This is a genomic window from Yoonia sp. 2307UL14-13, from assembly GCF_037572755.1.
In the GTDB taxonomy this organism is placed as follows: Bacteria; Pseudomonadota; Alphaproteobacteria; order Rhodobacterales; family Rhodobacteraceae; genus Yoonia.
In genome coordinates this window covers 1-16887 of record NZ_JBBIFZ010000015.1, presented here as the reverse complement: position 1 = coordinate 16887, position 16887 = coordinate 1, and the positions used below count along the sequence as shown (strand labels likewise).

The 16887-nt window shown below is 57.6% G+C and carries 11 protein-coding genes; 3 read left to right on the top strand and 8 right to left on the bottom strand.

From position 1 onward, the window contains the following. From V8J85_RS19815 to rpsL, 4 genes are all read right to left on the bottom strand, one after another. The coding region (locus V8J85_RS19815) for a GTP-binding protein (protein ID WP_339954888.1) at positions 1–123 on the bottom strand (123 nt) is incomplete at its 3' end. 68 nt (positions 124–191) lie between these two features. Further along, a complete protein-coding gene (gene fusA, locus V8J85_RS19810) occupies positions 192–2309 on the bottom strand; it encodes an elongation factor G (protein WP_339955516.1) in 2118 nt (705 codons plus the stop codon). A 15-nt stretch (positions 2310–2324) separates the two neighbouring features. Further along, entirely contained in the window at positions 2325–2795 is a 471-nt protein-coding gene (rpsG, locus tag V8J85_RS19805; protein ID WP_339955515.1) for a 30S ribosomal protein S7, read from the bottom strand. A 101-nt stretch (positions 2796–2896) separates the two neighbouring features. Next, positions 2897–3268, bottom strand: coding sequence for a 30S ribosomal protein S12 (gene rpsL / locus V8J85_RS19800; RefSeq protein WP_089997365.1), 372 nt, complete (start codon positions 3266–3268; stop codon positions 2897–2899). A gap of 409 nt (positions 3269–3677) precedes the next feature. Between rpsL and V8J85_RS19795 the strand changes: the two genes are divergently transcribed. Next, a complete protein-coding gene (locus V8J85_RS19795; RefSeq protein WP_339955514.1) occupies positions 3678–4247 on the top strand; it encodes a hypothetical protein in 570 nt (189 codons plus the stop codon). Here V8J85_RS19795 and V8J85_RS19790 read toward each other — a convergent pair. After that, positions 4244–5146, bottom strand: a complete 903-nt coding sequence (locus tag V8J85_RS19790; protein WP_339955513.1) for a DMT family transporter — start codon at positions 5144–5146, stop codon at positions 4244–4246. The genes V8J85_RS19795 and V8J85_RS19790 overlap by 4 nt on opposite strands. A gap of 182 nt (positions 5147–5328) precedes the next feature. Here V8J85_RS19790 and V8J85_RS19785 point away from each other — a divergent pair, with 182 nt between their 5' ends. Together V8J85_RS19785 and V8J85_RS19780 are read left to right on the top strand one after the other, a co-directional pair. Continuing rightward, positions 5329–7008, top strand: coding sequence for a tetratricopeptide repeat protein (locus V8J85_RS19785; RefSeq protein ID WP_339955512.1), 1680 nt, complete (start codon positions 5329–5331; stop codon positions 7006–7008). A 151-nt stretch (positions 7009–7159) separates the two neighbouring features. Continuing rightward, on the top strand, positions 7160–7591 hold the full coding sequence (locus V8J85_RS19780; protein ID WP_339955511.1) for a MerR family transcriptional regulator: 432 nt from the start codon (positions 7160–7162) through the stop codon (positions 7589–7591). 143 nt (positions 7592–7734) lie between these two features. On the opposite strand, the gene rpoC is transcribed toward V8J85_RS19780, so the two are convergent. From rpoC to V8J85_RS19765, 3 genes are all read right to left on the bottom strand, one after another. Next, entirely contained in the window at positions 7735–11988 is a 4254-nt protein-coding gene (rpoC, locus tag V8J85_RS19775) for a DNA-directed RNA polymerase subunit beta' (RefSeq protein ID WP_339955510.1), read from the bottom strand. A 95-nt stretch (positions 11989–12083) separates the two neighbouring features. Then, on the bottom strand, positions 12084–16223 hold the full coding sequence (rpoB, locus tag V8J85_RS19770) for a DNA-directed RNA polymerase subunit beta (protein WP_339955509.1): 4140 nt from the start codon (positions 16221–16223) through the stop codon (positions 12084–12086). A 399-nt stretch (positions 16224–16622) separates the two neighbouring features. Then, a partial coding sequence (locus V8J85_RS19765; RefSeq protein ID WP_339955508.1) for a hypothetical protein occupies positions 16623–16887 on the bottom strand: 265 nt, incomplete at its 5' end.

The following is a 16887-nucleotide window of genomic DNA, read 5'->3' as shown; positions in this document are numbered from 1 at the left end:
CGCCTTGAAGTCGCCGAACTGCTTCGTGATCGCCGCCGTCAGCGTTGTCTTCCCGTGGTCAACATGGCCAATCGTGCCGATGTTCACATGCGGTTTGTTTCTCTCGAACTTTTCCTTAGCCATCATGGCCTCCTTAAAACTTTAATGTGACAGGGCCCCGGATCGGGTCCGAGGCGCTCAAGCCCGAGGGCTTAGGCGTATTTCGCCTGGATCTCTTCCGAGATGTTGTTTGGCACCGGATCATAATGGTCGAACTGCATCGAGAATTGCGCACGGCCCGAAGACATCGACCGCAGCGTGTTGATATAGCCGAACATGTTCGCCAGCGGCACCATTGCGTCGATGGCGATCGCGTTGCCGCGGGTGTCCTGACCCTGCACCTGACCCCGACGTGATGTCAGGTCACCGATGATGCCACCGGTATATTCTTCGGGTGTGATCACCTCGACCTTCATGATCGGTTCGAGCAGTTTCGCACCAGCCTTGCGCATACCCTCGCGCATACACATCCGGGCTGCGATCTCAAACGCGAGGATGGACGAGTCAACGTCGTGGAATTTACCGTCAAGCAGTTCCACCTTGAAGTCGATCACGGGGAAGCCAGCCAGCGGGCCGCTATCCATCACGGACTTGATGCCTTTTTCGACACCGGGAATATATTCCTTGGGCACCGCACCACCGACGATCTTGGACTCGAACGAATATCCCTCGCCCGGTTCCGTCGGCATGATGTTCAGCTTGACCTCACCAAATTGACCAGAACCACCGGACTGTTTCTTGTGAGTGTAAGTATGCTCAACCGCATGTCCGATGGTTTCACGATAGGCCACCTGTGGTGCACCGATATTCGCCTCGACCTTGAATTCGCGCTTCATCCGATCGACCAGGATGTCGAGGTGCAGTTCGCCCATGCCCTTCATGATGGTTTGACCGCTTTCAAGGTCAGTTTCCACACGGAAGGACGGGTCTTCTGCAGACAGACGCTGCAGCGCGATGCCCATCTTTTCCTGGTCGCCTTTGGTCTTTGGCTCGACCGCAATCTCGATCACCGGATCGGGGAACGTCATCGTTTCCAGAACCACAGGATCCTGCTGATCACACAGCGTGTCGCCGGTTGTCGTGTCTTTCAAACCACCCAGCGCGATGATGTCACCGGCAAACGCCTCTTCGATCTCTTCGCGGTTGTTGGAGTGCATCATCATCATGCGGCCCACACGCTCTTTCTTCCCCTTGGTGGAGTTGAGCATGTTGTCGCCCTTTTTCAGCACACCGGAATAGATCCGGGTAAAGGTCAGGGAACCGACGAACGGGTCGTTCATGATTTTGAAGGCCAGGCCAGAGAAGGCCATGTCATCATCCGCACGACGCGGGATGTTACGGATTTCTTCTTCGTCGCCGGGCTTGAAGCCCATGTAATCGACAACGTCCAGCGGGCTGGGCAGATAGTCGATCACGGCGTTCAGCAGCGGCTGCACACCTTTGTTCTTGAAGGCGGACCCGCCCAGAACAGGCACGAATGCCATGGCCAATGTCCCTTTGCGCAGCAATTTGCGCAGCGTCGGAACGTCAGGCTCATTGCCTTCAAGGTATTCCATCATCGCGTCGTCGTCCATTTCGACGGCGGCTTCGACCATTTTGCCACGCCATTCGTCAGCCATGTCCTTCAGGCTGTCCCGAATGGGGGCTTTGACCCAGGATGCGCCCAGATCTTCGCCCTGCCACAACCATTCTTCCATCGTGACAAGGTCGATCAGACCTTCAAGCTCGGTTTCGGCACCAATCGGAATACCGACAGGCACAGCTTTCGCCCCGGTACGGTCTTCAATCATGTGAACGCAGTTGAAAAAGTCGGCACCGATCTTGTCCATCTTGTTGACGAAGACCATGCGCGGCACCTTGTAGCGGTCGGCCTGACGCCAAACCGTTTCGGTCTGGGGCTCGACACCGGCGTTCGCGTCCAGAACACACACGGCACCGTCAAGCACGGCCAGGGACCGCTCGACCTCGATGGTAAAGTCAACGTGGCCGGGGGTGTCGATGATATTCAGGCGGTGCTTTTCTGAGTCAGGCTCGGTGCCGTTTTCGGTCCGTTCCCAGAACGTGGTCGTTGCAGCGGACGTGATCGTGATCCCACGTTCCTGCTCCTGTTCCATCCAGTCCATCGTCGCGGCGCCATCATGCACTTCGCCGATATTGTGCGATTTGCCTGTGTAATAAAGGATACGCTCCGAACAGGTGGTCTTACCTGCATCGATATGTGCCATGATGCCGAAATTGCGGTATCTTTCGAGGGGATAGTCACGTGCCATCTGGATGTTTCCCTATTACCAGCGGTAGTGGCTGAACGCTTTGTTGGCGTCGGCCATTTTGTGGGTGTCTTCGCGTTTCTTCACCGCAGTGCCACGGTTGTTGACGGCATCAAGCAGTTCACCGGCAAGACGCTCTTCCATGGTGTTTTCATTGCGCTTTTTCGCGGCGGCGATCAGCCAGCGGATCGCCAGTGCTTCGCGACGCTCAGGGCGAACATCGACGGGCACCTGATACGTGGCACCACCGACCCGGCGCGAACGCACTTCGACGGATGGTTTGATGTTTTCAAGCGCTTCATGGAAGACTTCCACCGGCGCCTTCTTCAGCTTGTCTTCAACGCGGTCAAAGGCGTTATAGACGATGCGTTCAGCGACGGCTTTCTTGCCGTCGACCATCAGGTTGTTCATGAACTTGGTCAGAATGATATCGCCAAACTTGGCGTCTGGCAGAACTTCGCGTTTTTCAGCGGCGTGACGACGTGACATGTGTCGGGCTCTCTTTTGTTTCTCTGGCACGCCCCGGACCTGATCCGGGGTCTCAATGGGCCGGGAAATCCCGGATCAAGTCCGGGATGATCCCGTTGTAATCACTTGGGCCGTTTCGCGCCGTACTTCGAACGACGTTGCTTACGATCTTTGACACCTTGCGTATCGAGCACACCGCGCAGGATGTGGTAACGCACACCGGGAAGGTCTTTCACACGGCCGCCACGGATCAGAACGACCGAGTGCTCTTGCAGGTTGTGGCTTTCACCGGGAATGTAGCTGATGACCTCATACCCGTTGGTCAGGCGTACCTTGGCGACCTTCCGCATGGCAGAGTTCGGCTTTTTCGGCGTCGTTGTATAGACACGTGTGCACACGCCCCGCTTCTGCGGGCAGGATTCCAGGTGCATCGACTTGGATTTATTGACTTTTGGCTGGCGCGGTTTGCGGATCAGCTGCTGAATCGTTGGCATCGTTTGATGTTCCCATCTCTTCACTTTGTGCGTTATTCAAACGCGAGGTTTCAAAAAATGCCCTTCGCATTCGAAAAGCACAAAAGTTCCGCAGTCGACCCCTTACCGGGTAGGTCGGTGCGGCGGGTATCCAGAGGAACAAGGCGATAGCGGCCCGGTTCGTGACTACTCAACTATGATATCGGGACGCGCGAGGATGGTCCTCTGCCCGGATGAGCGGCGTATAGGGGGAGTCGGATAGGGTGTCAACATCCCGCCGATGCACGGCCGTTTCCTGCAAGAAACAAAGGTAAATGAACGTGGTTATTGCATAACAAGACCCCCTGCCCCCACCTGTTCCAAAAGGGTGAAAAGCCTACGACCGCAATTTCGCTGAACCGAAAACCGGGGCACTTGGAGAGTACGTTCAATGCAACGCAGTATTTGCACTTTGGCCGCCTTGGCGGCCCTGTCGGCTTGCGCAAGCACGCCAAACGAACCATCGGTATCGATCCGCGACGTCGATCGCGCGTTCGCCGAGGCCGAGCGCATCTCGCGCCTGCCGATCACCCCACGTGACGACGTACCCACCGGATCGGTCACATATGACGGTCAGGTCGGGGCAAACATCCGCGGTGACGTCAATGGCAGTATCCTTGGCGACATGACCATGCGCGTCGATTTCACCGACAACGACATCGACGGCAACGTTCGCAACATCAACCTTATCGATCCGGCCGGCGTGCCGGACCAACGTCTGGATGGCAGCCTTGATATCGCTGGTTTCGAAAACCGGGGTGATCTGGACGCAGGGGCGCAAGGTGATCTGACGCTTGTCGACGCCGACGGTTTCGAACAGACGTCGGAATTCAATCTCGACCTCGAAGGTGCGGTCTACAATGATCGCGGGATCGGAGACGCTGTCTATGGCACCGTGGACGGCAGTGCCTCGGGCGATTTCGACGTCGATGTCGACGGGCGTTTTTTCGGCACGGACTAACGGATGCGGTCCGGCACGCCCTTGTGCCGGACCCGCAACTTTGCCTCGCGATAAAGGGTGAACAAACCAGTGGCGATGACGATGGCCGCACCGCAAAGTGCCAGAACGTTGGGAAGTTCATCAAAGATGAAAAACCCGATGATCAGCGCAACCAGCAGACTGGTGTAACGAAACGGCGCGACGAAGCTGATATCACCATGTTTCATCGCCGTGACGGAAAAGATGTAGCCGAAGATCAGGCAGGTCATCGCGCCCATCAGCTTGAGCCCCGCAGCAACCGTCAGCGGCACGAACGACGTGAATGCCGACCCAACGGCCCCCAGCAATGTCACCCCTACAGCAGCGACCAGCGCCACCAGAACCGGCGGGACATCGGCGGACATCTGTCGCACGACGATATCGCGCAGCGTGACGCACGCAACCGCGATCAGTGCATAGATGCTGTACCCGTTGAAATCGGTACCCCCCGGTTGGATGACCATCAAAACACCAAGGAAACCGACCATAATCGCCAATAGCCGCCGCCACCCCAAAGCCGCGCCCAAAAGCAAGGCAGCGGCAAGACTGACGGACAATGGCAGCACCTGAAGGATCGCCGTGATATTCGCGATCGGCATGTTCAACAGGGCAGTGAGAAAGAAATACGTGCCGCCCACTTCGCACAGCCCGCGTAAAACGATCAGCGACCAGTCCTTACGCGGCAGGTCAAAGCGTAACTGACCCAGCAATCGACACATGATCGTCAAACAGATCACCGCCCCGATCCCGCGGATCAGGATCGCCTGAAACAGCGGCACATCCGCTGCGGCAGACTTCATGAAGGCATCGTTGATCGTGTAGCCACACATGGCACCCACCATCAAAAACGCACCGCGAAGATTGTCGGAAAGCTGGGGCATGACGCACCGTTACCAGCGCACCCAACAGGTGACCAGCGATGTATCGCGGATGAATGCCTTGGTTCTTCGGCGCAAACCGGCAACGCGACGGCCGCGGCGCGCGATCACTGCTAATCCGGTGATATTCAGCAGACCGAGTGTTATAGTTGACCTTACGTCAACTTATGCCGCAACCTGACGTTATGGCAGATGACGCACAATCTAACGAATACGGTCAGGCCGACATTGATCAATATCTGGAACATGTGCTGCGCGCCGGTGTGTTCGAACAGGACAGCCGCCTTCACAAACTGCTGGTGCACGTGCTGGAACAGGAAATGGCCGGCGACGGCGCAAGCCTGAAAGCCTATGCGATCGGGCTGGACGTTTTCGACAAAACGCCCGATTTCGATCCATCAACCGATAGCGGCGTCCGGGTGGCGGCTGGCCGGTTACGCACCGCGCTCAAACTGTTCGAGAATTCCGAACACGCGAATACGCGCCTGCAGGTCGCGCTTCCGGTCGGAACATACCGTCCGTCGATCACGGTTCGCGCCGCCGGCGGCGACCGATCCTCTTCAGACATGACGATTGTGCCTTCCGACACCAAGCCACCCAAAAACCGTCGAACCACGCTGATCCTTTCCGCGATCCTGATCATAGGCACGATGGCCGCCATCTTGGGCTATCAGCGATTTGCGACCGGCGATGCACCGAAACGATCGGTCGATCTGAACGTCGCCTCCTTTGGCGGCGACCCCGAACTCGCCAGCACCGCCAACACGGCACTGCGCCGGGCCTTGTCACGCAGCCGGGCGATCGCGGTCCTCCCGTCGAATGCCGATCGGGGCGCCGTCGCGAACGCCGATTTCCGTATCGACGGCACGGCCAACCGGCTCGCGAATGACCGGGCGCGCCTGACCATCGAGCTGACGTCGCAAAACGGCAATCGTGTCGTCTGGGCGACATCCATGGACGTCGACATCAGCGAACAGCTGCAGGAAAGCGTGGCACAGACGCTTGGCAGCGAACTCCGCGTCCGCGTATTCGGCGCATCCAAAGAAGAGCTCGCAGGCCAGGATCCCGAGACCCTGACGGCCGAACAGCTGTTCATCATGGCCACATGGGTGCCGGGGCCGGCCATAAACTCGGTCGATTGGGAACTTGAACGTATTCGACTGATGCAGATCGCCCTGGAGAAAGATCCGGCATTCGGGGCCGCGCACTCGGTGATGGCGGATAAACTGTCATACCTCGCCAACGTGTATGGGCCATCGAACTCCCAAGAGAAAAGCGATGCCGCCGTTGCCCACGCCCGCACTGCAATGGAACTCGCCCCGCTGAACGCTGACGTCATGTTCAACGTCGCGCAAGCCTTCTGGCATTCCGGCATGGTCGGGGAAAGCACCGCCGCCATGCGCCGCGTCGTCGAACTCGATCCCAGCCACGACCTCGCCCGGTTTCTGGCGCGGGTCGTGCCATATACCTGCGCCGAACCGCCCGACACCACCATCGCATGGGCCGAAAACTTCGACAGCCGGCTTTCCGCCGACAACCCGATCCGTTGGCTGACCCTCACATGGGTTGCCTGGTTACATGCAAATCAGGGCGATTATGAAGAAGCGCTGCAATGGGAAGAAAGGGCAGCACTGGTCTTTGAAATTCCCTACACATTCATGCGACATGCGATGATCCTGAACGAACTGGGGCGCACCCAGGATGCCGCCAACCTCATACAGGCCCAAAGACGCAACTGGCCCGACATCGAACCGCAGCATTTTGCCGATGTGACCTATCCGCGACTCTGCTCCGAAGCGGCGCAACCCGGCGATTTCGTCGCCCGCTATGAAAGACTGGCGACCGAACTGAGTGACGAACTCTAACCTAAGCATCTGAAAACATTGAATGTAACATGTAACTAACCCGCAGATGCCTGACGTATAGGTCAAGCACACCCTAAATCAGCTTCATCACTTACTCGGCGTAAGCTGTCTGACGACGCGACAGTCCACGCCCCAGATATTGGAGAATGAGATGACCACAGATTATTTGACCATCCGCGAAATGTGCGAACTGTTTGACGTCACACCCCGCGCCCTGCGCTTTTACGAAGCCAAAGAACTGCTGTCCCCTGTCCGCCAAGGCACACGGCGGCTGTTCACCCGCACCTGTCGCGCCCGCTTGCGGCTGATCCTGCGCGGCAAACGCTTTGGGTTCAGCCTCGAAGAAATGCGGCAACTACTCGATCTCTATAACGAAGAAAACGGTCAGCTGCGCCAGCTGAAAGAAACCTACGAACTCGCGCAGACACACCTCGCCGACCTGCAGGCCAGACGCGACGAGTTGGAAGAAACGATTACCGAGATGCGGGACGAACTCGCTTTTGCCGCCGATCGCCTTGCGACGATGCAGCAGGACGGTTCGCACGACTTTCGCAACGACACGGAAACCACGATAGCTGCCTAAGCTGACCGGCGCGCGATGCCCACTCACACTCTCCTGCAATCAGGATGATGGTGCATCGATCTGTTCGGTTCTTTTGGTGACCCAACCCACCAAAGAAAAAGGCCCTCGCGCAGCGAGGGCCTTTTGCATGTCATACGGGTTGATCACTCACCCGCACTCTCCGGTGTTTCGACGACCAGATCATCGAACGTATCCTCACCAGACACCTCGTTCGCCATCTCCATCGGGGCCGCCAGGCGTGCGGCCTCTTCGGCCTCTTCCCGACGCGCTTCGATGACGACGTTATCGCGCTCGGCTGCGATCCGCGCCACACGCTGGGTTGCCCCACCCGTGCCGGCCGGAATCAGACGACCGACGATCACGTTCTCTTTCAGACCGATCAGCTTGTCCTTCTTGCCTTGGACTGACGCCTCGGTCAGCACGCGGGTCGTTTCCTGGAAGGATGCGGCCGAGATGAACGACCGTGTCTGCAAGGACGCCTTGGTGATCCCAAGCAGGATCGGCTCACCCTGGGCGGGACGATCACCACGGGCCAATGCCTTTTCATTGGCCTCGTCAAACTCGGCCTTGTCGACATTTTCACCCTTCAGCAGAACCGTGTCACCGCTGTCCTGAATCTCCCATTTCTGGAGCATCTGGCGAACGATAACCTCGATATGCTTGTCGTTGATCTTCACACCCTGCAGGCGATAGACATCCTGCACCTCGTCGATCATGTAATCGGCCAAGGCTTCGACACCCATGACCGCAAGAATGTCGTGCGGGGCCGGGTTGCCGTCCATGATGTAATCACCCTTCTGGACAAAATCACCTTCCGCAACCGGAATGTGCTTACCCTTGGGTACCATGTATTCGACCTTGATATCCGGGTCTTCGGCGCTTTCGATCGCGATACGGCGCTTGTTCTTGTAGTCCTTGCCAAAGCGCACGTAACCATCGATTTCGGCGATGATCGCGTGATCCTTTGGACGGCGGGCTTCGAACAATTCGGCCACACGGGGCAGACCACCGGTGATGTCCTTTGTCTTCGCACCTTCACGCGGGATACGGGCCACGACATCACCGGCTTTGACGTCCTGCCCGTCTTCAACAGACAGAACCGCGTCAACCGACATGCCGTAGGACACAGGGTTACCATCGTCTTTCAAGGCAGGTTCCCCATCAGCACCAACGATGATGATTTTCGGGGCCAGTTCATTGCCTTTCGGTGCCGCGCGCCAGTCAGACACGATGCGCTGGGTCATGCCCGTTGCGTCATCGGTATCCTCACGGACCGCGATCCCGTTGACCAGATCGACATATTTGGCCGTACCGGATTTCTCGGCGATAATCGGCAGGGTGTATGGGTCCCATTCGAACAGCTTGTCGCCGCGCAGCACGTCGGCGCCTTCCTTGACGAACACCTTGGAGCCATAGCCGACCTTGTGATTAGACCGCTCTTCCCCATTGTCACCGACAATCGCCAGAACCATGTTGCGGCCCATGACGATCATCTCACCGGCTGCGTTCTCCAATAGCTGCGCGTTGCGGAATTCGATCTTCCCAGGCTGCGACGCCTCGAGGAACGATTGCTGTCCACCCTGCGCAACACCACCGATGTGGAACGTCCGCATCGTCAGCTGGGTACCGGGTTCACCGATGGACTGGGCGGCGATGATGCCGACGGCCTCACCGATATTCACCCGCGTACCACGTGCAAGGTCACGACCGTAACACATCGCGCAGACGCCATCCTCCGACTCGCAGGTCAACGGACTGCGAATCCGCATTTTGGTGATACCTGCAACTTCGATCATGTCGGCCTTGCGTTCGTCGATCAGTTCGCCAAGCTCGACGATCACCTCGTCGGTGCCTGGCTTAATGACGTCGTCGGCCGCCACACGGCCCAGCACACGCTCGGCCAGCGAAGCAACGACCTCACCGTCGTTCACGGCCGCTTCGGCCGTGATCGCCATTTCCGTCCCGCAATCCAGTTCACGCACGATGCAATCCTGCGCCACGTCGACCAGGCGACGGGTCAGATAGCCCGAGTTCGCCGTCTTCAACGCCGTATCCGACAGACCCTTCCGGGCGCCGTGAGTCGAGTTAAAGTATTCAAGAACGGTCAGACCTTCCTTAAAGTTCGAGATGATCGGCGTTTCGATGATTTCGCCGTTCGGCTTGGCCATCAGGCCGCGCATCCCGCCCAGCTGCTTCATCTGCGTCACCGAGCCACGGGCGCCCGAATGGGCCATCATGTAGACGCTGTTTGGTTCCGCCTCGGCCCCGTCATCGGTTTTCCCCGATGTCGAGATCGTGGTCATCATCGCATCCGTCACCTTGTCATTTGCTTTCGACCAGGCATCGACGACCTTATTGTACTTCTCGCCCTGGGTGATCAGGCCGTCCATATATTGCTGTTCGAAATCCTTCACCTGGTCACGGGTCTCTTCGACCAGTTCCCATTTGGTGTCGGGCACGACCATATCGTCCTTGCCAAAGGAAATCCCGGCCTTGAACGCCTCGCGGAAGCCCATCGTCATGATCTGGTCACAGAAGATGACAGACTCTTTCTGACCGCAATAGCGGTAGACGGTATCGATGACCTGCTGCACCTCTTTCTTGCGCAAAAGGCGGTTGACCAGTTCGAACGGCGCCTTCGCGTTCAGCGGCAGAAGCGCGCCCAGACGCAGACGGCCCGGAGTCGTCTCATAGCGCTTGAGCACTTCGTTGCCTTCTTCGTCGATCTGCGGAATCCGCGCCGTGATCTTGGCGTGCAAATGCACATGGCCCGCAGTCAGGGCATGTTCGACCTCTTCGATATTGGCAAACGACATCCCCTCGCCCACCATGCCATCACGCATGATGGTGGTGTAATAGAGGCCCAGGATCATATCCTGCGATGGCACGATGATCGGGCTGCCGTTTGCAGGCGACAGCACGTTGTTCGTGGACATCATCAGCACGCGGGCTTCCAACTGCGCTTCCAGCGACAGCGGCACGTGAACAGCCATCTGGTCACCGTCAAAGTCAGCGTTAAAGGCCGAACAGACAAGCGGGTGCAACTGAATCGCCTTGCCTTCGATCAGCACGGGCTCGAACGCCTGAATGCCGAGACGGTGCAAGGTTGGCGCACGGTTCAGCATGACGGGGTGTTCGCGGATGACCTCATCAAGGATATCCCACACCTCGGGGCGCTCTTTTTCGACCAGTTTCTTGGCTTGTTTGACGGTCGAGGACAGACCCTTCGCCTCAAGCCGCGAGTAGATGAACGGCTTGAACAGTTCCAGCGCCATCTTTTTCGGCAGACCACACTGATGCAATTTCAGTTCAGGGCCGGTCACGATGACCGAACGGCCCGAGAAGTCGACCCGCTTACCCAGAAGGTTCTGACGGAAACGACCCTGCTTACCTTTCAGCATGTCCGACAGCGATTTCAGCGGCCGCTTGTTGGCACCCGTAATGACGCGACCACGACGGCCGTTATCGAACAGCGCATCGACAGATTCCTGCAGCATCCGCTTTTCGTTACGGACGATGATATCAGGCGCGCGCAGCTCGATCAGGCGCTTCAAACGGTTGTTCCGGTTAATGACCCGGCGATACAGATCGTTCAGGTCAGACGTCGCAAAGCGACCGCCATCCAGCGGCACCAGCGGGCGCAGCTCTGGCGGGATCACGGGGATCACGGTCAGCACCATCCATTCCGGGCGGTTGCCGGATTCGATAAAGCTCTCGACGATCTTCAGCCGCTTGATGATCTTCTTCGGCTTCAGTTCACCTGTCGCCTCTTTCAGATCGGCGCGCAGCTGCTCGGCCTCGGATTCCAGATCGATCTGGGACAACATCTCGCGGATCGCCTCGGCGCCGATATTGGCCTGGAACGCATCCATGCCGTACAGATCCTGCGCGTCGTTGAACTCTTCCTCGGTCATCAGCTGACCATAGGTGAGGTCTGTCAGGCCGGGTTCGATCACGACGTAGTTCTCGAAGTACAGGATCCGCTCCAGATCGCGCAGCGTCATATCCAGCATCAGGCCGATGCGGGACGGCAGCGATTTCAGGAACCAGATATGGGCAACAGGTGCAGCCAGTTCGATATGGCCCATCCGCTCACGGCGGACCTTTTGCAGCGTGACCTCCACACCGCATTTCTCGCAGACAACGCCGCGATACTTCATGCGCTTATATTTACCGCACAGGCATTCGTAATCTTTGATCGGGCCAAAGATACGCGCGCAGAACAAACCGTCACGCTCTGGCTTGAACGTGCGGTAGTTGATGGTTTCGGGCTTTTTGATCTCACCGAACGACCACGACAGGATCCGTTCGGGCGAGGCCAGAGAGACCTTGATTTCGTCAAACGTTTTTGCCGGGGTGAGCGGGTTAAACGGGTTGTTTGTTAGTTCCTGGTTCATCTTCAATTCCTTGAATTGTGGTGCATCGGATGGGGTGCGAAAAGTCTTCGAAAGGAAGACTTTTCAGTGCGTAAGAGTTTTCGTGACGAAAACTCTTATTCCTCATCCTCCGCATCCAGGAGTTCCATGTTGAGGCCGAGGCCCCGGACTTCTTTCACGAGCACGTTGAACGATTCCGGCACGCCGGCTTCGAAATTGTCTTCGCCCTTCACGATGGACTCGTACACTTTCGTCCGGCCCGCCACGTCGTCCGACTTCACCGTCAGCATCTCCTGCAGGGTGTAGGCGGCGCCATAGGCTTCCAGTGCCCAGACCTCCATCTCCCCGAAACGCTGGCCGCCGAACTGGGCCTTACCGCCCAGAGGCTGCTGCGTGACAAGGCTGTAAGGCCCGGTGGAACGCGCGTGAATCTTGTCGTCAACGAGGTGATGCAGCTTCAAGAGGTACTTCACACCAACCGTGACAGGGCGGCTGAATTGTTCACCCGTGCGGCCATCATAAAGGACCGACTGACCCGATGTGCTGAACCCAGCACGGACCAGCGCATCATTTACGTCAGCCTCTTTCGCACCGTCAAAGACCGGCGTTGCAATCGGCACACCACGTGTGACGTTGCCCGCAGCCTCGATCAGCTGATCCTCGTCCATATCGGCGACGCCCTCTTCATAGACGTCATCACCATAGACGATTTTCATTGCATCACGGACCGGGGTCAGATCGCCAGAACGGCGATATTCACCCAAAGCCTCGTCAATCTGGATGCCCAAACCGCGCGCGGCCCAACCCATATGGGTCTCGAGGATCTGACCGACGTTCATCCGCGACGGCACGCCCAACGGGTTCAGACAGAAGTCAACCGGCGTCCCGTCAGCGAGGAACGGCATGTCTTCCATCGGCACGACCTTGGAAATCACACCCTTGTTCCCGTGACGACCGGCCATCTTGTCGCCAGGCTGCAGCTTGCGCTTCACCGCCACGAAGACCTTGACCATCTTCATCACGCCCGGAGGCAAGTCGTCGCCGCGGCGCACCTTTTCGACCTTGTCCTCGAACCGTGCGTCCATGGCCCGCTTCTGGATTTCATACTGTTCGTTCAGGGCTTCGACGACCTGTGCGTCAGCTTCATCCTTCAACGCAATCTGCCACCACTGACCACGGCTGAGCTCTTCCAAGGCTTCCTCGGTCACGACAGAGTTCGACTTGAACCCTTTCGGACCTTTCACAGCCTCTTTGCCCAACAGCATATCTTTCAGACGGGCATAGATGTTCCGATCAAGGATCACCAATTCGTCGTCGCGGTCACGGGCCAGGCGTTCGACCTCTTCCCGCTCGATCTGCAGCGCACGTTCGTCTTTTTCCACGCCATGACGGTTAAAGACGCGCACTTCGACGATTGTGCCGAAATCACCGGGCGGCAGGCGCAGCGACGTGTCACGCACATCAGACGCCTTCTCACCAAAGATGGCGCGGAGCAATTTCTCTTCCGGCGTCATCGGGCTTTCGCCCTTTGGTGTGATCTTCCCGACAAGGATATCCGCAGGTCCAACCTCAGCCCCGATATAGACGATGCCTGCCTCATCGAGGTTGCGCAGGGCCTCCTCGCCGACGTTTGGAATGTCGCGGGTAATTTCCTCTGGCCCCAGCTTCGTGTCACGGGCAGCGACTTCGAATTCCTCGATATGGACCGAGGTAAAGACGTCATCACGCACGATCCGCTCCGAAATCAGGATCGAGTCTTCATAGTTGTAGCCATTCCACGGCATGAACGCGACGACCACGTTCTTGCCCAGCGCCAGTTCACCCAGATCGGTGGACGGCCCATCGGCAATGACCTGACCCTTCTGGACCAGATCACCCACCTTCACCAGCGGACGCTGGTTGATGCAGGTATTCTGGTTCGAACGCTGGAATTTCCGCATCCGGTAGATGTCCACACCCGCATCGCCCAATTCCAGATCTTCGGTCGCACGGATCACAATCCGCTGCGCATCGACCTGGTCGATGATACCTGCGCGTTTCGCCATGATCGACGCACCCGAGTCGCGGGCGACGACCTCTTCGATCCCCGTACCGACCAACGGCGCTTCTGCCTGCAACAGTGGCACGGCCTGCCGCTGCATGTTCGACCCCATCAACGCGCGGTTCGCGTCGTCATTTTCCAGGAACGGAATGAGCGAGGCCGCAACCGACACCAGCTGCTTGGGCGACACGTCGATCAGGTCGACGCTATCTGTCTGCGCCAACGTGTATTCCCCGTTCTGACGGGTCGATACCATATCGTTGACGAAATTGCCGGCATCATCCAGCTTTGCGTTCGCCTGCGCCACAGTGTGCCGCATTTCTTCGGTCGCGGACATGTACTGGACCTCATCGGTCACCTTGCCGCCTTCAACCTTGCGATAGGGGGTTTCGATAAACCCGTACTTGTTCACGCGGGCGAACGTCGCCAGAGAGTTGATCAGACCGATATTCGGCCCTTCCGGCGTCTCGATCGGGCACATGCGACCGTAATGGGTCGGATGCACGTCGCGCACCTCAAAGCCCGCGCGCTCACGTGTCAGACCGCCTGGCCCAAGGGCCGACAGACGCCGCTTGTGCGTCACTTCGGACAGCGGATTCGTCTGGTCCATGAACTGCGACAGCTGGCTTGAGCCAAAGAATTCACGCACAGCGGCGGCGGCAGGCTTCGCGTTGATCAGGTCCTGCGGCATCACCGTGTCGATCTCGACCGACGACATGCGTTCCTTGATCGCACGTTCCATGCGCAGCAGACCCACGCGATACTGGTTCTCCATCAACTCACCGACAGAGCGCACACGACGGTTTCCAAGGTGGTCGATATCGTCCACGTCACCCTTGCCGTCACGCAGCTCGACCAGCGCCTTGATACAGGCGACGATGTCTTCCTTGCGCAGCGTGCGCATCGTGTCCTCGGCGTCGAGGTCCAGGCGCATGTTCATTTTGACCCGACCGACAGCCGACAGGTCATAACGCTCGGCGTCAAAGAACAGCGTGTCGAACAGGGCAGACGCTGAATCAACGGTGGGCGGCTCACCCGGACGCATCACGCGGTAAATATCCATGAGCGCGGTTTCGCGGTTCATGTTCTTGTCCGACGCCATCGTGTTGCGCATGTATGCGCCCACGGTCACGTTATCGATGTCCAGAACCGGAATCGTCTTGACCCCCGCATCGACAAGGTCCTTCAGCGTCCCGCCGATGACCTCACCTTCCTTGTCCATCTCAAGCGTCAGTTCATCCCCGGCCTCGACATAGATCGCGCCGTTTTCTTCGTTGATCATGTCCTGCGCGACGAACTTGCCCACAATATTCTCGTAAGGGACCAGCAAATCGGTGACTTCGCCCGCATCGATCAGCTTTTTGACCGAACGTGGGGTGACCTTTTCGCCAGCCTTCGCAATGACTTCGCCGGTTTTCGCATCGACCAGATCGAATGTCGGACGGGTGCCGCGGACACGTTCCGGGAAGAACTTGGTCGTCCACGCCTTTCCCTTCTTGTCCAGCTTATACTCGACCGTGTCATAATAGGCATTCATGATGCCTTCCTGGTCAAAGCCCAGCGCATAAAGCAGCGTCGTCACCGGCAGCTTGCGGCGGCGGTCAATCCGCGCAAAGACCAGATCCTTGGCGTCGAATTCGAAATCGAGCCACGATCCACGATAAGGAATGATCCGGCAGGCAAAGAGCAGTTTACCCGACGAATGCGTCTTGCCCTTGTCGTGATCAAAGAACACGCCGGGCGAGCGGTGCATCTGGGATACAATCACACGCTCGGTGCCGTTCACGACGAACGTGCCGTTCGGCGTCATCAAGGGCATATCGCCCATGAACACGTCTTGTTCCTTGATATCCTTGACGGATTTCGCGCCTGTGTCTTCATCGACATCAAACACGATCAGACGCAGGGTGACCTTCAGCGGCGCGCTGTAGGTCATGTCACGCTGCTGACATTCCTCAACATCGTATTTGGGCTTTTCCAGCTCATACTTGACGAATTCAAGCACAGCCGTTTCGTTGAAATCCTTGATCGGGAACACCGACTGGAACACACCTTTGATCCCCTCGCCGTCAAGCGGGGTGTCGCTGTCGCCGGACCGCAGGAACAGATCGTAGGATGATTTCTGAACCTCGATGAGGTTCGGCATTTCAAGGACTTCGCGGATTTTGCCGTAATATTTGCGTAGACGTTTCTGACCAAGGAACGTAGATGCCATAAGAGCCGGGTCTCCAATAATGTCGCAGACGCGCGCTTTGGTCGGGCCACCAAAACACACGTCCGATTGAGGCAGGATCGTCTCAATGCCCGAGGTGCAACCCAAACACCTCTCCCGAAACGATCAACTTACCTGTCAAAACGCAAAGAGAGAGCGCTTTGAAAGATAAGTTTCAAATGAACCAGATTGTCGATTTTCCGAATGCTGCGCGGGTCTGAGAGGCACCAACTAAGAGAGATTCGGGCGAAGATCAAGGGTGATGGGGAAAATCAATAGGTTTTTATGGGTGGGGCGGACGGTGGTGGGCGTGTGCCGCTCGGCTCATTCCAATCATTCGCCTAAATGTGATGAACCATCAGATGTCGGCGAGCCAAATCTTGGGAACAAAACCTCAATTTGTTAGTGCGATAAAAGATCGCGCAGGCCTCTTTCAATTTGATCGAATGCATCCAGAGATTCCTGAGATAGCCCCTGTTTTTCTGCATCCCTCCTCATCCTCTGAAGTCTCGTCTCCACTTTCTCATCTGGAATGCCTTCAGAGTGAGGTGCCCCTAGATTTGTAGACGCTTTGCCCCCTAACTTTGAGGCGAGGAGGCCGACATGGGGACAAGCAATTACAGCGACGATTTCAAGCGGGATGCGGTGCATCAGATCACGGTGCGGG